This window comes from Kitasatospora sp. NPDC058063 (genome assembly GCF_042885395.1).
In the GTDB taxonomy this organism is placed as follows: domain Bacteria; phylum Actinomycetota; class Actinomycetes; order Streptomycetales; family Streptomycetaceae; genus Kitasatospora; species Kitasatospora lactacystinica.
In genome coordinates this window covers 53,603-70,407 of record NZ_JBHVSD010000037.1, presented here as the reverse complement: position 1 = coordinate 70,407, position 16,805 = coordinate 53,603, and the positions used below count along the sequence as shown (strand labels likewise).

The 16,805-nt window shown below is 73.6% G+C and carries 15 protein-coding genes; 8 read left to right on the top strand and 7 right to left on the bottom strand.

What is annotated here, in order from left to right:
* Nucleotides 1-148: 148 nt before the first annotated feature.
* The 3 genes from ACFVUY_RS39465 to ACFVUY_RS39455 all read right to left on the bottom strand — a co-directional run bounded on the left by ACFVUY_RS39465 (nt 149) and on the right by ACFVUY_RS39455 (nt 3,876).
* Nucleotides 149-2,296: an acetoacetate--CoA ligase gene (locus ACFVUY_RS39465; protein WP_387736867.1), complete on the bottom strand. Its 2,148-nt coding sequence runs from the start codon at nt 2,294-2,296 to the stop codon at nt 149-151.
* Between the two features lie 68 nt (nt 2,297-2,364).
* Nucleotides 2,365-2,919, bottom strand: a complete 555-nt coding sequence (locus ACFVUY_RS39460) for an NUDIX domain-containing protein (RefSeq protein ID WP_387694456.1) — start codon at nt 2,917-2,919, stop codon at nt 2,365-2,367.
* Nucleotides 2,920-2,970: 51 nt separating this feature from the next.
* Nucleotides 2,971-3,876, bottom strand: a complete 906-nt coding sequence (locus tag ACFVUY_RS39455; RefSeq protein ID WP_387694455.1) for an NUDIX domain-containing protein — start codon at nt 3,874-3,876, stop codon at nt 2,971-2,973.
* A gap of 166 nt (nt 3,877-4,042) precedes the next feature.
* On the opposite strand from ACFVUY_RS39455, the gene mmuM reads away from it, so the two are divergent.
* The 5 genes from mmuM to ACFVUY_RS39430 all read left to right on the top strand — a co-directional run bounded on the left by mmuM (nt 4,043) and on the right by ACFVUY_RS39430 (nt 10,372).
* On the top strand, nt 4,043-4,987 hold the full coding sequence (gene mmuM / locus ACFVUY_RS39450; protein ID WP_387736866.1) for a homocysteine S-methyltransferase: 945 nt from the start codon (nt 4,043-4,045) through the stop codon (nt 4,985-4,987).
* 183 nt (nt 4,988-5,170) lie between these two features.
* On the top strand, nt 5,171-5,935 hold the full coding sequence (locus ACFVUY_RS39445) for an IclR family transcriptional regulator (RefSeq protein ID WP_387694453.1): 765 nt from the start codon (nt 5,171-5,173) through the stop codon (nt 5,933-5,935).
* Nucleotides 5,936-6,259: 324 nt separating this feature from the next.
* On the top strand, nt 6,260-6,979 hold the full coding sequence (locus ACFVUY_RS39440) for an MIP/aquaporin family protein (protein WP_380553658.1): 720 nt from the start codon (nt 6,260-6,262) through the stop codon (nt 6,977-6,979).
* A gap of 100 nt (nt 6,980-7,079) precedes the next feature.
* Entirely contained in the window at nt 7,080-8,600 is a 1,521-nt protein-coding gene (gene glpK / locus ACFVUY_RS39435) for a glycerol kinase GlpK (protein WP_387694452.1), read from the top strand.
* A gap of 176 nt (nt 8,601-8,776) precedes the next feature.
* The gene (locus tag ACFVUY_RS39430; protein ID WP_387694451.1) at nt 8,777-10,372 is read left to right on the top strand and encodes an FAD-dependent oxidoreductase; all 1,596 of its coding nucleotides are present in this window, start codon (nt 8,777-8,779) and stop codon (nt 10,370-10,372) included.
* Between the two features lie 114 nt (nt 10,373-10,486).
* Here ACFVUY_RS39430 and ACFVUY_RS39425 read toward each other — a convergent pair whose 3' ends face one another.
* Nucleotides 10,487-11,707 carry an amidohydrolase family protein gene (locus ACFVUY_RS39425; RefSeq protein WP_387736865.1) on the bottom strand — a complete coding sequence of 407 codons (1,221 nt, stop codon included), beginning with the start codon at nt 11,705-11,707 and terminating at the stop codon, nt 10,487-10,489.
* A gap of 67 nt (nt 11,708-11,774) precedes the next feature.
* Between ACFVUY_RS39425 and ACFVUY_RS39420 the strand changes: the two genes are divergently transcribed.
* On the top strand, nt 11,775-12,404 hold the full coding sequence (locus ACFVUY_RS39420; RefSeq protein ID WP_387694449.1) for a TetR/AcrR family transcriptional regulator: 630 nt from the start codon (nt 11,775-11,777) through the stop codon (nt 12,402-12,404).
* A gap of 64 nt (nt 12,405-12,468) precedes the next feature.
* On the opposite strand, the gene ACFVUY_RS39415 is transcribed toward ACFVUY_RS39420, so the two are convergent.
* Nucleotides 12,469-13,863, bottom strand: a complete 1,395-nt coding sequence (locus ACFVUY_RS39415; protein ID WP_387736864.1) for a gluconate:H+ symporter — start codon at nt 13,861-13,863, stop codon at nt 12,469-12,471.
* The gene (locus ACFVUY_RS39410) at nt 13,860-14,414 is read right to left on the bottom strand and encodes a gluconokinase (protein WP_387694448.1); all 555 of its coding nucleotides are present in this window, start codon (nt 14,412-14,414) and stop codon (nt 13,860-13,862) included. The genes ACFVUY_RS39415 and ACFVUY_RS39410 overlap by 4 nt, the downstream gene beginning before the upstream one ends.
* Nucleotides 14,415-14,565: 151 nt before the next feature.
* On the opposite strand from ACFVUY_RS39410, the gene ACFVUY_RS39405 reads away from it, so the two are divergent.
* Together ACFVUY_RS39405 and ACFVUY_RS39400 are read left to right on the top strand one after the other, a co-directional pair.
* Entirely contained in the window at nt 14,566-15,261 is a 696-nt protein-coding gene (locus tag ACFVUY_RS39405; protein ID WP_359911119.1) for an FCD domain-containing protein, read from the top strand.
* 205 nt (nt 15,262-15,466) lie between these two features.
* Entirely contained in the window at nt 15,467-16,000 is a 534-nt protein-coding gene (locus ACFVUY_RS39400; protein WP_387736863.1) for a hypothetical protein, read from the top strand.
* Nucleotides 16,001-16,015: 15 nt separating this feature from the next.
* Here the strand turns inward: ACFVUY_RS39400 and ACFVUY_RS39395 are convergent, their stop codons facing one another.
* Nucleotides 16,016-16,795, bottom strand: a complete 780-nt coding sequence (locus tag ACFVUY_RS39395; RefSeq protein WP_387736862.1) for a metallophosphoesterase — start codon at nt 16,793-16,795, stop codon at nt 16,016-16,018.
* Nucleotides 16,796-16,805: the final 10 nt, after the last annotated feature.

Here is a 16,805-nt window from a genome sequence, read left to right as displayed (position 1 = left end):
GGGGCGGGGCCGCGCGGGGGGGGGGGGGGGCCCGGCGCGCACTTGTCGCCCGCGGGCTTGTGGGGGGGCGGGGCGGTGGGGGTACCCGGGTGGGGGCCCCCCCCCCGGGGGTGGGGGGGGCCGCCCCTCTCGTCCGTCCCGGGGCCGGTCAGGCCCGGCGGTCGAGGCGGAGCTGCTCGAAGAAGCGCAGGTGCTCGATGCGGTCGACGGAGCCGGGGTTGACGGCCTGCTCCAGCGGGGTGCCGGAGAGGATGCGCTTGACCGGGACCTCGATCCGCTTGCCGGTGAGGGTGTGCGGGAGGCCGTCGACGGCGATGACCTCGTCGGGCACGTGGCGCGGGGAGAGTTCGGTGCGCAGCGCGGTGCGGATGCGGCCGACCAGGTCGTCGTTCAGTTCCGCGCCGGGGGCGAGGACGACGAACAGCGGCATCCAGTAGCCGCCGTCGGGCTCCTCCAGGCCGATGACCAGGGACTCGGCGATCTCGGGGAGGCGCTCGACGACCTCGTAGATGTCCGAGGAGCCCATCCGGACGCCCTGGCGGTTGAGGGTGGAGTCGGAGCGGCCGTGGATGACGACGGTGCCCCGGGAGGTGACGGTGATCCAGTCGCCGTGGCGCCAGATGCCCGGGTACATGTCGAAGTAGCTGTCGTGGAAACGGGTGCCCTTGTCGTCGTTCCAGAAGCCAGTGGGCATGGACGGGAGGGGCTTGGTGACGACGAGTTCGCCAACGGTGTCGGTGTGCGGGTGGCCCTGGACGTCCCAGGACTCGACGGCGGCGCCGAGGCAGGGGGCCTGGATCTCGCCGACGTGGACCGGCAGGGTCGGGACGCCGCCGACGAAGCAGGAGCAGACGTCGGTGCCGCCGCTGACCGAGGCGAGCCAGACATCCTCACTGACCTCGTCGTAGATCCAGCGGAAGCCGTCGGGCGGGAGCGGGGAGCCGGTGGTGCCGATGCAGCGGACGGCGGAGAGGTCGAGCTCGCGGCCGGGGTGGAGTTCGGCCTTGCGGCTGGCGCCGATGTAGGCGGCGGAGGTGCCGAAGACCGTGGTGCCGGTGCGGGCGGCGACCGACCACAGGGCGCCGGCGTCGGGGTGGCCGGGGCTGCCGTCGTAGGTGACGATCGTGGATCCGACCAGGAGGCCGGCGACCAGGAAGTTCCACATCATCCAGCCGGTCGAGGTGAACCAGAAGAAGCGGTCCTGCGGACCGAGGCCGAGGTGGAGGCCGACCTGCTTGAGGTGCTCGACCAGGATGCCGCCCTGGCTCTGGACGATCGGCTTGGGCAGGCCGGTGGTGCCGGAGGAGTAGAGCACCCAGAGCGGGTGGTCGAACGGGAGCTGGGCGAACTCCGCTTCGCCGTCGGCTCCCGGGGCCCGGCCGGAGACCAGGTCGGCCCAGTCGAGGGCGCCTTCGGGGGCCGGGCCGCCGAGCAGCGGGACGTGGACGACGGTGCGCAGCGAGGGCAGTTCGCGGCGCAGCTCGGCGACGACGTCGGTGCGGTCGTGGGCCTTGCCGCCGTAGTGGTAGCCGTCGACGGCGATCAGGACGTCCGGTTCGAGCTGCTGGAAGCGGTCGAGCACGCTGCGGGCGCCGAAGTCGGGGGCGCAGGAGGTCCAGACGGCGCCGACCGCGTTGGTGGCGAGGAGCGCGACGACGGCCTGCGGGATGTTGGGCAGGTAGGCGGCGACCCGGTCGTGGGGGCCGATTCCCTGGGCGCGCAGGGCGGCGGCGAGGGAGAGGACCTGGCGGCGCAGTTCGGCCCAGGTGGTCGGGACCGGGTCACCGCTCGTCTCGTCGACGTGGAGGATGGCGGGCCGGTCGGCGTTGGCCGGGTCCTCGGAGTGGCGCAGGACGTGCTCGGCGTAGTTCAGGCGGGCGCCGGGGAACCACTGGGAGCCGGTGCGGGTCTCGTCGGCGAGGACGGCGTCGGGCATCCGGGGGTCGGCGAGGACGGCGTCGGGGGCCTGGCTGAAGCGGACGTCGAACCACTGGGTGATCGCGGTCCAGAACCGGTCGAGGTCCTCGGTGGACCAGGCGTGCAGGTTGGCGTAGCGCCGGGCGGCCTGCTGGTCGTCGTCGGCCGGGGCGAGCGGGGCGGCCGGGGCGCCGTGGTGCTCGGCCGCCCAGGCCTGGAAGGCCACCAGGGGGGTGGCGGCGGCGCGAGCGGGGTTGGGGCGCCAGAGCGGCTGGTCCTGCGGTGGGGTGCTCACGGTGGTGGTCTCCCGGCCGGTGGTGGGGACGGGAGGGCTCGTGGCAGACCCGTCCGGTTGGGCTGTCGGTGCAGACCATGCCATGTGATCGGCCGCCGCGCCAGGGTCGGCCGATGGGGGCCGGGGGCCCGCGCCGCAGGGCGGGCCCGGGGTCAGCGGGGGGTGAACTCGCCGCTGAACCAGCGGCGCAGGACACCCTTGTGGAAGTCCCAGACGAGCGCGGTGTCGGCGGTGGCGAGCAGCCAGCCGTCGGTCTCGTCGGTGGGGCGCGAGGGCGGGAGCTCTGCGAGCGGGCGGGCCGGGAGCAGGCCGCAGAGCATGACGAAGCGGCCGGCGGGGTCGGACGCGGTGTGGATCAGGGTGACGTCGGCCGGGTCGGCGGTGATGCCGGTCTCCTCGTGCAGTTCGCGCACGCAGGCCTGCTGCCAGCTCTCGCCGTAGTCCATGTAGCCGCCGGGGAAGGCGAGTTCGCCGTAGCCGGGTTCGATGGTGCGGCGGATGACGACCAGGGCCGGGTCGGCGTCGGGGCGGGTGACGGGGAGGACGGTGACCGCGACGGGCAGCGGGTTGCGGTAGCTGATCTCGGCGCAGCCGGGGCAGGTGCGGGGCCAGAGGCGGGTGCCGGGCGGGTAGGGCGTGCCGCAGAAGTGGCAGTGCGAGAACGGCCGGTGGGCTTCGGCGGTGGTCGTCGCTTCGTCAGTGGTCATGGCCGGATGGTAGCCCGGTCGGCCGACGGCGTTGCCGTGGGCCGCCGGGCCTCAGGGGGCGCCGGCGGCGCCGGCCGGGTCGTCGCGGGTGGGGCGGAGCAGCGCGGGGTGCAGCAGGCGGGCGTCGCCGGCGTGGTAGGTGCGGGCGCGGGGGCCGCCGCGGGCGCCGCCGCGCTCGGTGGTGGCGCCGGTGCTCTCGACGAAGCCGGGCACGGACAGCACCTTGCGGTGGAAGTTGCCGGGGTGGAGCTTCTCGTCCCAGACCGCCTCGTAGACGGCGCGGAGGTCGGGGATGGTGAAGTCGTACGGCAGGAAGGCGGTGGCCAGCGGGCTGTACTCCAGCTTGGCGCGCACCCGGTCGAGGCCGTCGGAGAGGATGCGGGCGTGGTCGAAGGCCAGCGTGACCGGGCCTGGGCCGGCGCGCCCGTCGACACCACCCCCGTGGGTGTCGGCGGGCGCACCGGCGACTCGGGACCGGCCGCAGGGCCGGAGGTCCAGGTCGGAGACGGGGTGCCAGGCGGCAGCCGCGGCGTCCGTCCCGGCCCGGGGGTCGGGCAGGTCCGGGGCGAAGGCGAGGTAGGCGACGGAGACGACGTGCATCCGCGGATCCCGCTCGGGGGCGCCGTAGGTGCCGAGTTGTTCCAGGTGGAGGCGGCAGGGCGTGGCCCCGGCCGCGGAGGCGCTCAGCAGGCCCGTCTCCTCGGCGAGCTCGCGGGCGGCGGCCTCGTCCAGGTCCTCCTCGCCGGCCCGCAGGAAGCCGCCGGGCAGCGCCCAGCAGCCCTGGTGGGGCGGGGCGCCGCGCTCGACGAGCAGGACGTGCAGGCCGCCGTGGCGCAAGGTCAGGGCGACCACGTCCACGGTGACGGCGATCGGGGCGTAGGCGCGCGGGTCGTACGCGGCGAGCCACTGCTGCTCGGCTCCGGGCCCGGTGGGGGGCGGTTGGTCGTCCGCTGCCATCGCCGGGCTCCTCTCCGTGGTCGCCGGTGCTCTTCCAGCGGTGCTGTTCTTCTCGGGCTGAGCACAACGTAGCGAGTGCGTTCCCCGGCGGCAAATGGTTTTCCTGCCCGGCCCGGGGGCGCCCGCCCCTAGGCTGTGACCAGGAACTCTTCCAGAGGAGACCGAGATGCCCACTGCTCCCCCGCCGGACTTCGCCGCCGCGCTGGCCGCCGGTCCGCTGGTGCTCGACGGCGGGATGTCGAACCAGTTGGCGGCGGCCGGGCACGACCTCTCGGACGAGCTCTGGTCGGCGCGGCTGCTGGCGGACGACCCGCAGGCGGTGGTGACGGCGCACCGGGCGTACTTCGCGGCGGGCGCGGACGTCGCGATAACCGCGAGCTACCAGGCGAGCTTCGAGGGCTTCGCGCGCCGCGGGGTCGGCCGGGCGCAGGCCGCGCGGCTGCTGGCGCGGAGCGTGGAGCTGGCCCGGGAGGCGGCACGGCCGGAGCCGGGCGGGCGGCGGCGCTGGGTGGCGGCCTCGGTCGGCCCGTACGGGGCGGTGCTGGCGGACGGCTCGGAGTACCGGGGCCGGTACGGGCTGAGCGTCGCGGAGCTGGCGGACTTCCACCGGCCGCGGCTGGAGGTGCTGGCGGCGACCCGGCCGGACGTGCTGGCGCTGGAGACGGTGCCGGACGCGGACGAGGCGCGGGCGCTGCTGGGGCTGGTGCGCGGACTGGGGGTGCCGGCCTGGCTGTCGTACAGCGTCGAGGGCGACCGGACCAGGGCCGGGCAGCCGCTGGCGGAGGCCTTCGCGCTGGCCGCGGAGGTGGACGAGGTGGTCGCGGTGGGCGTCAACTGCTGCACGCCGCAGGACGCGGACCGGGCGGTGGCGGTGGCCGCCGAGGTGACCGGGAAGCCGGTGGTGGTCTACCCGAACAGCGGGGAGAGCTGGGACGCCGCCCGCCGGGGCTGGTGCGGCGAGCCGACCTTCCGCTCGGCCCGGGTGGGCGGCTGGCTCACGGACGGCGCGCGGCTGGTGGGCGGCTGCTGCCGGGTCGGGACGGACGGGATCGCGGCGCTGGCGGCGGAGGTGACGGTGCTGCGGGCGCAGCGGGCGGGGGCGGTGGGGTGACGGCGCGGGAGCGGTGAGGGCCCGGCGCGGGGCCGTCCGCGCACCCGGCGGACCGCGCCGCGGGCGGGAGGGCCGGGGCGGGTTACCCGGGGGGAAGGTGCACGGAGTCCGGGCGGCCTGGCAGACTCGTCCCGTCATCACTGTGGTCGACATTGTCGACCGCCTTTCAGCGCGGAGGTACCCATGCCCGGCCCGATCCAGTCGCTTTCCCGGGCCGCCGCGATCATGCGCCTGCTGGCCGGCGGCGAACGCCGGCTGGGCCTGTCCGAGGTCGCGACGGCGCTGGACCTGGCCAAGGGGACCGCGCACGGCATCCTGCGCACGCTGCAGCAGGAGGGGTTCGTCGAGCAGGACCCGGAGACCGGCAAGTACCAGCTGGGCGCCGAGCTGCTGCGGCTGGGGCAGAGCTACCTGGACGTGCACGAGCTGCGGGCGCGGGCGCTGGTCTGGGCGGACGACCTGGCCCGGGCGTCCGGGGAGACGGTCTACCTGGGGGTGCTGCACCAGCAGGGCGTGCTGATCGTGCACCACGTGTTCCGGCCGGACGACACCCGGCAAGTGCTGGAGGTGGGCTCGATGCAGCCGCTGCACAGCACCGCGCTGGGCAAGGTGCTGGTGGCCTACGACCCGGTGGCGCGCGGGGAGCTGGGCGACGGGCCGTACGAGTCGTACACCGTGCGGACGCTGACCGGGGCGGCCGACGTGGACGCCGAGTGCGCGCTGATCCGGGAGCGCGGCTGGGCGGACTCGATCGAGGAGACCTGGGAGGGCGTGGCCTCGATCGGCGCGCTGATCCAGGACCGGCGGCGCAACCCGGTGGGCGCGGTGTGCATCAGCGGGGCGGTCGAGCGGGTCTGCGAGGACGGCTTCGTGAAGCCCTCGCTGGTGGCCTCGGTGCGCAGCGCGGCGCGGGCGATCTCCCGCGACCTGGGCGCCGGGCGGTTCTGAGCACATCCACGGACGGCCCGCCGAGGGCCGTCGATTCGTCACGCTGAGGCGCGGACGGGCGGGAGCCCTGTCCGCGCCTCTGGCGTTTTGTCCCGTTTCGGGGCGCTCCGCTCGGTAACGTCGACGGACCTGCCGAGGCGAGGGTCACAGCTGCGTAACCCTGCCTTGACGTGGGGGCGACCTGGGGAGGAAGCTTCCGCATGACGGTCGACATTGTCGAACGATGGCCGGAGAGATCGCTCCCACAGTGCGCTCATCCGCACAGCGATCGACCGGCCGCCTGCCCCCACCTACCCTCCGGGCCATATGGACAAGGGAGTCTTTGTGTCCGCGTTCTCCAACGGCGACGTCTTCGTCGGCGAAACCCTCGGCACCGCCGCCCTGATACTCCTCGGCGGTGGCGTCTGCGCCGCCGTGACCCTCAAGAAGTCGAAGGCCGTCAACGCCGGCTGGCTGGCGATCACCTTCGGCTGGGGATTCGCGGTCCTCATCGCCGCCTACATGTCGGCTCCGAAGTCCGGCGCCCACCTGAACCCCGCCGTCACCATCGCGCTCGCGGTGAAGAGCGGCGAGTGGAGCCAGGTGCCGCTCTACCTCGGCTCCCAGCTGCTCGGCGCGATCATCGGCGCCGTACTGGTCTGGGTCACCTACCTGGGCCAGTTCAACGCGAACGAGGAGCCCACCCTCGGCATCTTCTCGACCGGCCCCGAGATCCGGAACCCGATCCAGAACGTGCTCACCGAGGTCATCGGCACCTTCGTGCTCTGTTTCGCGATCCTCACCATCGGCACCAACTCCGGCCTCTCCCAGTCCGGCACCGGCACCCTGATGGTCGCCTTCACCGTCGTCGGCATCGGCCTCTCGCTGGGCGGCCCGACCGGCTACGCGATCAACCCGGCCCGTGACCTCGGCCCGCGCATCGCGCACGCCCTGCTGCCGATCCCGAAGAAGGGCGGCTCCGACTGGTCGTACGCCTGGATCCCGGTCGTCGGCCCGATCCTGGGCGGCCTCGCGGCCGGTGGCGTCTACAACGCCATCTTCTAAAGGACGGGTTCGCCCCCGCCGTACACGGGGACTGACCGATACGACGCGCGTCAGGCCCACCCACCCCGTATCCCCCGAACCCGAGCCGAGGACCCTCCCCATGACCTCCACCGGTAACTACATCGCCGCGATCGACCAGGGCACCACCTCCAGCCGCTGCATCATCTTCGGCGCCGACGGCCGGATCGTCTCCGTCGACCAGCAGGAGCACCGGCAGATCTTCCCCCAGCCCGGCTACGTCGAGCACGACGCCGCCGAGATCTGGACCCGGGTGCAGTCGGTCGTCCGCGGCGCGCTGGAGAAGGCCGGCCTGACCAAGGACGACATCCGCGCGATCGGCATCACCAACCAGCGCGAGACCACCGTCCTGTGGGACAAGAACACCGGTGAGCCGGTGCACAACGCGCTGGTGTGGCAGGACACCCGCACCGAGGCGCTCTGCCGCGAGCTCGGCCGCAACGTCGGCCAGGACCGCTTCCGCCGCGAGACCGGCCTCCCGCTGGCCAGCTACTTCGCCGGGCCGAAGATCCGCTGGCTGCTGGACAACGTCGAGGGCCTGCGCGAGCGCGCCGAGGCCGGCGACATCCTGTTCGGCACCATGGACACCTGGGTGATCTGGAACCTCACCGGCGGCGTCAACGGCGGCAAGCACGTCACCGACGTCACCAACGCCAGCCGCACCATGCTGATGAACCTGAACACGCTGGCGTGGGACGAGAAGATCGCCGACTCGATGGGCGTGCCGATGGCCGTCCTGCCGGAGATCCGCTCCTCCGCCGAGGTCTACGGCGAGGCCGTCGGCGACCTGGCCGGCGTCCCGGTCGCCGCCGCGCTCGGCGACCAGCAGGCCGCGCTGTTCGGCCAGACCTGCTTCGACGAGGGCGAGGCCAAGTCCACCTACGGCACCGGCACCTTCCTGCTGCTGAACACCGGCGAGAAGATCGTCAACTCGTACCACGGCCTGCTGACCACCGTCGGCTACCGGATCGGCGACCAGGCCCCGGTGTACGCCCTGGAAGGCTCGATCGCCGTCACCGGCTCGCTCGTCCAGTGGCTGCGCGACCAGCTCGGCATCATCTCCACCGCCGCCGAGATCGAGACCCTCGCCAACACCGTCGAGGACAACGGCGGCGCCTACTTCGTCCCGGCCTTCTCCGGCCTGTTCGCCCCGTACTGGCGCTCCGACGCCCGCGGTGTGATCGCCGGTCTGACCCGGTACGTCACCAAGGGCCACCTGGCCCGGGCCGTCCTGGAGGCCACCGCCTGGCAGACCCGCGAGGTCGTCGACGCCATGCAGAAGGACTCCGGGGTCGAGCTCACCGCCCTCAAGGTCGACGGCGGCATGACCAGCAACAACCTGCTCATGCAGAACATCGCCGACGTCCTGGACGCACCGGTCGAGCGCCCGTACGTGGCCGAGACCACCGCCCTCGGCGCCGCCTACGCGGCCGGACTCGCCGTCGGCTTCTGGAACGACCTCGACACCCTGCGGGCCAACTGGCACCGCGCCGCCGAGTGGACCCCGCGCATGGACGAGGCCACCCGGGAGCGTGAGTACAAGAAGTGGCTCAAGGCCGTGGAGCGCACCATGGGCTGGGTGGAGGAGGAAGAGAACAACTGACCGACAAGCCGGTCGGGGCCCCGCGCCCCGACCGGCCGCCCGCTGTTCCGGCAACGGGTGTCACCGGCTTCAACCGGCCCGCCGCACCGGGCCGACCGGCCTCTCCCGCAGAGGCCGCACCGCACACGAGAGGAGTAACGGCGCCGCCCGACCCGCGCGCGCCGTACACAACCACCATGGCAACCATTCCGACCCTGGGCGCCGAGCGCACCGCCGGCCGCACCGCCTCCCGCGCCGAGACCCGCGAGCTGCTCGGCAAGGCCACCTACGACCTGCTGGTGATCGGGGGCGGCATCCTCGGCACGGCCGTCGCCTGGACCGCGTCCCAGGCCGGCCTCAAGGTCGCCATGGTCGACGCCGGCGACTTCGCCGGCGCCACCTCCAGCGCCTCCTCCAAGCTCGTCCACGGCGGTCTGCGCTACCTGCAGACCGGCGCGGTCAAGCTGGTCGCGGAGAACCACAAGGAGCGCCGCGCGCTCTCCACCGACGTGGCCCCGCACCTGGTCAACCCGCTGACCTTCTTCGTGCCGGTCTACAAGGGCGGCCCGCACGGCGCCGCCAAGCTCGGCGCCGGCGTCTTCCTGTACTCCGCGCTGTCCGCCTTCCGCGACGGCATGGGCCGGGTCTCCACCGCCGCCCACGCCGCCCAGCAGGTGCCCGCGCTGCGCACCGAGGGCCTGCGCTCGGTGGCCGTCTACGGCGACCACCAGATGAACGACTCGCGCGTCGCCGTGATGACCGTGCGCGCCGCCGTCGACGCCGGCGCCGTGGTGCTCAACCACGCCGAGGTCACCGGCCTGCGCTTCACCGGCGGCCGGGTCACCGGCGCCGACCTCCGCGACCGCCTGGACGGCAGCGAGTTCGGCATCGACGCCCGCTTGGTGCTGAACGCCACCGGCCCGTGGGTGGACCACCTGCGCAAGATGGAGGACGCCGGCGCCGCGCCGTCGATCCGCCTCTCCAAGGGCGCCCACGTGGTCGTCAAGCGCCGCTCGCCGTGGCGCGCCGCGCTGACCATCCCGATCGACAAGTACCGCGTCTCCTTCGCCATCCCGTGGGAGGACCACGTCCTCCTCGGCACCACCGACGAGGAGTACACCGGCGACCCGAAGGACGTCCGGGCTACCGAGGCGGACATCGACCAGATCATGGGCGAGGCCGCGCACGCGATCCGCGACGAGCACCTCGACCGCGACCTGATCACCTACTCCTTCGCCGGCCTGCGGGTGCTGCCGGGCGGCCCGGGCGACACCGCCGCCGCCAAGCGCGAGACCGTCGTCACCGAGGGCCGCGGCGGCATGCTGTCGGTCTCCGGCGGCAAGTGGACCACCTACCGGCACATCGGCCGCGCCGTCCTGGAGAAGCTGGCCCACGTGCCCGGCACCAGCCTCGGCGAGGACATGTCCCCGATCGCCCCGACCGTCCCGCTGCCGGGCGTCGGCGCGCCGAACGCGGTGGCGCACCGCCTGCTGATCGACCGTGAGCCGGGCTCGCGGATGGAGCCGCTGGTGGCCAAGCACCTGGCCAGCCACTACGGCACGCTGTCCTTCGACATCGCCCGCATGATCGACGAGAACCCGGAGCTCGGCCGGCCGATCCACGAGGACGGTCCGGACGTCTGGGCGCAGGTCGCGTACGCGGCGGACAACGAGTGGGCGTACACCTCGGACGACGTGCTGCGCCGCCGCACCACGATGACGGTGCGCGGGCTGGACACGCCGGAGATCAAGGCCGAGGTCGAGGCCTTCCTCGCGAAGCGTGGGAACAAGTAAGCACAGCCTCGCGAAGCGCGGGAACAAGTAGGCACAGCCTCACCGAACTGGTCGAGGCCTTCACGGCGGGCGGGCGTCCGGGGTTTCCCCGGGCGCCCGCCCGCCGTTTCGCCGTCAGACCGGGACGCCGGCCTTGACCACCCGCTTCGGGTGGAGGTCGGGGCGGGTGAGCACGGCGAGGTCGGCGAGCGGGTCGCCGTCCAGGACGAGCAGGTCGGCGTGGGCGCCCGGGGCGAGGGTGCCGATCTCCCCCGCCAGGCCGAGCAGCCGGGCCGCCGTGGTGGTCGCCGAGCGCAGCACGTCCGCGACCGGCTGGACCTGGGCGCGCAGGGTGAACTCCTCCAGCTGGGCCGGGTGCAGCGGGCCGAGCAGGTCGCTGCCGTAGACGAGGTTGACGCCCGCGCGGTGGGCGCGCTCCAGCGCCTCCAGGCCCCGGTCGCGGACCTCGGCGAGCTTGCCCAGGGAGGCGGGCGGCAGGCCGGAGGCGGCGCCGGCCCGGGCGGTCTGCTCGTAGGCGACCAGGGTGGGCACCAGGAAGGCGTCCTTCTCCAGCAGCAGGGCGACCGTGCCGTCGTCCAGCAGGTTCCCGTGCTCGACGCAGCGCACGCCGACCCGCAGGGCGCGGTCGATCGCCCGCGGGTGGTAGGCGTGCACAGTGACGTAGCGGTTGTGGTTCTCGGCCTCCTCAACGGCCGCGCGGATCTCGTCCTCGCTGTACTGGACGGCGCCGATCTCGTCGTGCGGGGAGGCGACGCCGCCGGAGAGCAGCACCTTGAGGTGGCGGGCGCCCTTGCGGAACTCGTCCCGGGCGGCGGCCCGCACCGCGTCCACGCCGTCGGCGATCCGGCCGAAGTGCGGGCGGGACTCGCAGCAGGGCAGGGAGTCGTCGCCGAGCGGGCGCAGGTCGCCGTGGCCGCCGGTCTGGGAGAGCGCCTTGCCGCCGTGCAGCAGCCGCGGGCCGGGCACCAGGCCCTCGGCGAGCGCGCGCGCCATCCCGTGGTCGGCGCCGCCGACGTCGCGGACGGTGGTGAAGCCGCGGCGCAGCATGCGCTCGGCCTCGGCGAGGGCGCGCACGGTGGCGTAGCCGGGGGTCCAGCTGGTGAAGTCGTGCAGGTCGAGCGAGGTGACCAGCAGGTGGACGTGGGCGTCGATCAGACCGGGCAGGACGGTGCCGCCGGCCGCGTCGAGGACCCGGACGTCCTCGGCGGCGGCGGGCGGGCGGCCGGTGCCGGTGGCCGCGATCCGGCCGTCGGCGGCCTCCAGCCAGCCGAGGTCGGTGCGGGTGCCGTCCTCGGGGTGGAGCAGGTGGGCGTTGGTGATCAGCAGGCGGCTCATGGCCCTCGTTTCAGTACGGCTCGTATTGAATACGACTCGTACTGAATACACCATGTATCGTGCTGCTGTGAACCCGCCCCCCGCCGATACCGCCCCCCGACCACCCCGACGCCGCATCCACACCCGGGCCCGGCTGCTCGCCGCCGCACGCGAGCTGTTCCTCTCCGTCGGCTTCGCCCGGACGAGCATCGAGGACGTCTGCGCCGCCGCCGGCTACACCCGCGGCGCCTTCTACTCGAACTTCGGCGGCAAGGAGGAGCTGCTGCTGGCGCTCTTCGACGACCAGGCCGCTCAGCGGATGGCCGAACTGGCCGAACTGGCCGCCGCCTGCGAGGCGCTGGCGCCCCGGGAGCGGGCGCGGCGGCTGGTCGAGGCGCTGCTGCGGGTCGAGCCGACGGAGTCCGGGTGGATCCTGCTGTTCCTGGAGTTCCGGCTGGTCGCGGCCCGGACGGAGGCACTGGCCGAGCAGGTCGCCGCGCACGACCGGGCGGTCGCACGGGCGCTGGCCGAGGTCCTGGAGCGGGCGCTGCCGGAGCTGGTGCCCCCGGGCGCGAGCGCCGACCAGGCCGCGACGGTGGTCCTGGCGGCGCGGGAGGGGCTGCTGGCCCGGACGGCGGCGGGCGGCGCGGTCGCGGAGGACCTGCTGACGGCGACGGCGGCGGTGCTGTCGGGGCTGCTGGACGGGTCGGACCGATGAAACGCCGAGGGGCGGCACCCGTACGGTCACGGGTGCCGCCCCTCGGCGGTCGTCGCTTCGCGCGCTAGATGATCAGGCTGAGCGGCATGATCAGGGCGATGGCGACCACCGAGATCACCGTCTCCATCACCGACCAGGACTTCAGCGTCTGCCCGACGCTCATCCCGAAGTACTCCTTCACCAGCCAGAAGCCGGCGTCGTTGACGTGCGAGAAGAACAGCGAGCCGGCGCCGATCGCGAGCACCAGCAGGGCCGCGTGGGTCGAGGACATGTTCGCGGCCAGCGGGGAGACGATGCCGGCGGCGGTGATCGTGGCGACCGTCGCCGAGCCGGTGGCCAGCCGGATCAGCACGGCGATCAGCCAGCCGAGCAGCAGCGCCGAGATGTGCCACTTGCCGGACCACTCGCTGACCGCGTTGCCGACGCCCACGTCGATCAGGGTCTGCTTGAAGCCGCCGCCCGCGCCGACGATGAACACGATGCCGGCGATGGGGCCGAGCGACTTGCCGACGGTGTCGGAGATCCGGGCCTTGTCGAAGCCGGCCGCCCTGCCGAGGGTCACCATGCCGAGCAGGGTCGCGGCGAGCAGGGCGATCAGCGGGGAGCCTATGAAGTCGAACACCCGCTGGACCAGCGCCTTCGGGTCGTCGATCACGACGTCGGCCAGGGCCTTGCCGAGCATCAGCACGACGGGCAGCAGGATGGTGGCCAGCACCGCGGCGAAGGACGGGGTGCGGTCGTGCTTGGCCGTCTCCTCGGGGGCGGTGGCCGCCGGGATCTCCAGCGGGCCGACCCAGCGCTCGGCCAGCCGCGCGAACAGCGGGCCCGCGATGATCAGGGTCGGGACGGCGATCAGCAGGCCGAGCGCCAGGGTGATGCCGAGGTCGGCCTTCAGCGCGTCGACCGCGACCAGCGGGCCCGGGTGCGGGGGCACCAGGCCGTGCAGCACCGACAGGCCGGCCAGCGCCGGGATGCCGACCCGCATCAGCGGTACGTTGCCGCGGCGGGCGACCAGCAGCACGATCGGGATCAGCAGGACGACCCCGACCTCGAAGAACAGCGGCAGGCCGAGCACGGCCGCGATCAGCGCCATCGCCCAGGGCAGCGCCTTGTTGCCGGTCCGGGAGAGGACGGTGTCCGCGATGATGTTGGCGCCGCCGGAGTCGGCGAGCAGCTTGCCGAGCATCGCGCCGAGGCCGATCAGCAGGCCGACGCTGGCGACGGTGGATCCGAAGCCCGTGGAGAAGCTGCTCAGCAGCTTGTCGAAGGGGGCGCCCGCGACGGCGGCCAGCAGGCCGGAGCCGAGCGTGAGGGCGAGGAACGGGTGCAGCTTCAGCTTGGTGATCAGTACGACGATCGCACCGATACTGAGCAGCACCGCGATCAGCAGCTGGGAGTCGCTGCTGGTGTGCGGCAGGGCCGGTGGGGCGGCCGCCAGCAGGATGGGGGCAATGCTCACGCGAGGTCTCCATTGACGGGCCGCAGCAGCGCCACGGCCATCTCGACGAGTTCTTCGGGGGACGGGCCGACGTCCAGGACGCCTCCGCGCTCGTCCGCCGCCAGCGGTTCCAGGGCGGCGTACTGCGAGTCGAGCAGCGAGGACGGCATGAAGTGGCCGGTGCGGTGGCTGAGCCGGTCCTCGACCAGCTCGTGGCCACCGCTGAGGTGCAGGAAGAAGGCGCCCGGGCAGGCCGCGCGCAGGGTTTCGCGATAGCGGTGCTTCAGCGCCGAGCAGGTGACCACACCGCCGGTGCCGGCCTCGGTCCGCTCCTTGAGCCAGGCGCCGACGGCGCGCAGCCAGGGGGCGCGGTCCTGGTCGTCCAGCGGGACGCCGGCGGACATCTTGGCGATGTTGGCCGCGGGGTGGAACTCGTCCGCCTCGGCGAAGGGGAGGGCGAGACGGTCCGCCAGCAGGCGGGCCAGGGTGGTCTTGCCGACGCCCGAGACGCCCATCACCACGACGGTGAGGGGGGCCTGCGGGAGGTCGTGGTTCTCGACGCTGAGAGCCATGGGGTGGTGCTCCTTCGTTGCCTGGCCGCCACTATCGCCTCAAAGATATGACGTATTCAAGTGACGGAAACCAAATCGTCATACTTTTACGATGTGGTCTGGGTCGCAGGGCGAGGTGAAGGCCCGCGGAGCGGCCGTCTACGCTGGGCGGATGGAGATCCAGGGGCTGCCCGGTCGGCTGCTTGCCGAGCTCGGGCCGGCGATCGCGTCGGGGGAGATCCCCGAGGGGGCGGTACTGCGCGGAGAGGAACTGGAGGGCCGGTTCGGGGTGTCCCGGACGGTCGTCCGGGAGGCGGTGCGCGTCCTGGAGGGGATGCGGATGGTGGCGTCCCGGCGACGGGTCGGGATCACCGTGCAGCCGAAGTCGCTCTGGGACGTCTTCGACCCGATGGTGATCCGCTGGCGCCTGGCCGGCGCGGACCGCCCGGCCCAGCTGCGCTCGCTCGGCTCGCTGCGCGTGGCCGTCGAACCGGCCGCGGCCGCGCTCGCCGCCACCCACGCGAGCGACGACGACCGGCGCGAACTCAGCTCACTGGCCGTGGACCTGACGGTCACCGCACGGGCCGCCGACCTGAACGCCTTCCTCAGGCACGACATCGCCTTCCACTCCCTGGTGCTGCGTGCCTCGGGCAACGAGATGTTCGCCCACCTCGGGGACAGCGTCGCGGCGGTGCTCACCGGCCGGACCGAGTACCATCTGATGCCCCATCAGCCGGAGCCGTACGCGATCCGCCTGCACCGCGAGGTCGCGGAGGCGATCTGCGCCGAGGACGCCGTCCACGCCGAGCGGGCGATGCGGACGATCGTGACCGGCGCACTGGAGGAGCTCAACGTCCAGCTGGACTGAACCGGGCCGCCGGACGGCGCCGGGCCTGCCGGGACGGCCCGGATGACACGACGGGACGGCCTGGATGACACGATTTGAAGGCAGTTCGGCGGTTTCGGACGCATAGTCCTGGTTCGGCGGGGCAGAGTGAGGCGAGGGGCGCGTTTCGTGTGCACCCGTTCCGTATGCTTCACAGAACACGCGCCACGCGCCTGGGGGTCGCTCGATGTCCGTGCCACGCCGCCGTCGCCGCCGCCTGCCCGACGAGGTGCGCGCCGCCGCAGTCCGGGCGGTGCTCTGCCTGTCCTTCACCCTGGTGGGCGTCGTGGTGGCCACCCTGGCCTCGTACGCGGGCAGTTGGCTGCTGACACCGGCACTGCTGGCCATGGGGCTCGGGGTGTTCGGCACCATGTGGTGCCTGCTGGAGATCCTGATCTCCCGCCAGGTCGCGGCCCAGCGGATGCGGACGCCGGGCGCCACGAACCCGACGGCGGGCGGCCGGGGGCCCTCCGAGCCGCTGGCCGCGCGGCCGTTCCCCCGGCCCGGCCCGTCGTCGGTGTACCGGCAGCCGTACGAGTCGCCCCAGCCGCAGTCGCCGCAGCAGCAGCCACCGCAGCCGTACGGCGGTCCGGGGCGGCAGCAGCCGTACGGGCCCGGGAACCAGCCGCAGCGAGCGCCGCACCAGCAGCCGTACCAACCGCCGCGCCAGGCACCGCAACAGCCGCCGCGCCAGGCCCGGGTGCGGCCCAACCACCCGTAGCGCCGGGCCGATCGGTCAGTCCCGGGCCGGCAGCGCCCGGTAGTGGGTGGTGAGCCGGCGGTCCCCGTCCAGTATGTGGAAGGCCAACATCGGCGGGTGGTCGAAGGAGATGCCGCGCCCGCCCTCGAACGGCAGCGTGACGGTGGAGGCCACGCCGGGCGCGACCAGCAGCGGCAGACCGGCGAAGGTGGTGGCCGCGGAGGTGTGCGCGTGGCCGCAGAGCAGGGCGGCCACCCGGGGGTGCCGGCGCAGCACCTGCGCCAGCCGCGCCTCGCCGAACTGGCGGATCGGGTCGACGTACGGCAGGTGCAGCTCCACCGGCGGGTGATGGAAGGCCACCAGCGCGGGCAACTCGCCGCGGCCGGACGCCAGTTCGGCGTCCAGCCAGTCCAGCGTCCGCTCGTCCAGCAGGCCGTCGTCCTGCCCGGGTATCGAGGAGTCGAGCATCAGCACGTCGGCGCCCGGCAGTTGGTGCAGGCGATTGATCGGCCCCTCCCCCGGCCCCTCCCCCGGCGCCTCGCCGAGCAGCACCTCCCGGTACGGCGCCCTGGAGTCGTGGTTGCCGGGGCAGATGAGCACCGGGTGCCGGGAGGCCAGCACCTCGGCGACCTCCCGGTACTCCTCGGGCAGGCCGTGGTCGGCGAGGTCGCCGGTGACCAGCACGGCGTCCAGCGGGCCGGGCAGGGCGTCGAGGTACGCCATCACCTGCTCGGCCCGCCGCCGGGCGCGCCTGCCGCCGTCCCGGCGGTGGACCTGGCCGAGGTGGGTGTCACTGAGGTGCGCGATCGTCAGCATGGAGATCACG

Coding starts and splice junctions, on each gene's coding strand:
- ACFVUY_RS39400 (WP_387736863.1), top strand. CDS start 15,467: ATGTCCGTGCCACGCCGCCGTCGCCGCCGCCTGCCCGACGAGGTGCGC.
- ACFVUY_RS39460 (WP_387694456.1), bottom strand. CDS start 2,919: ATGACCACTGACGAAGCGACGACCACCGCCGAAGCCCACCGGCCGTTC.
- ACFVUY_RS39405 (WP_359911119.1), top strand. CDS start 14,566: ATGGAGATCCAGGGGCTGCCCGGTCGGCTGCTTGCCGAGCTCGGGCCG.
- ACFVUY_RS39410 (WP_387694448.1), bottom strand. CDS start 14,414: ATGGCTCTCAGCGTCGAGAACCACGACCTCCCGCAGGCCCCCCTCACC.
- ACFVUY_RS39465 (WP_387736867.1), bottom strand. CDS start 2,296: ATGGCATGGTCTGCACCGACAGCCCAACCGGACGGGTCTGCCACGAGC.
- ACFVUY_RS39395 (WP_387736862.1), bottom strand. CDS start 16,795: ATGCTGACGATCGCGCACCTCAGTGACACCCACCTCGGCCAGGTCCAC.
- ACFVUY_RS39425 (WP_387736865.1), bottom strand. CDS start 11,707: ATGAGCCGCCTGCTGATCACCAACGCCCACCTGCTCCACCCCGAGGAC.
- ACFVUY_RS39455 (WP_387694455.1), bottom strand. CDS start 3,876: ATGGCAGCGGACGACCAACCGCCCCCCACCGGGCCCGGAGCCGAGCAG.
- ACFVUY_RS39430 (WP_387694451.1), top strand. CDS start 8,777: ATGGCAACCATTCCGACCCTGGGCGCCGAGCGCACCGCCGGCCGCACC.
- ACFVUY_RS39445 (WP_387694453.1), top strand. CDS start 5,171: ATGCCCGGCCCGATCCAGTCGCTTTCCCGGGCCGCCGCGATCATGCGC.
- glpK (WP_387694452.1), top strand. CDS start 7,080: ATGACCTCCACCGGTAACTACATCGCCGCGATCGACCAGGGCACCACC.
- mmuM (WP_387736866.1), top strand. CDS start 4,043: ATGCCCACTGCTCCCCCGCCGGACTTCGCCGCCGCGCTGGCCGCCGGT.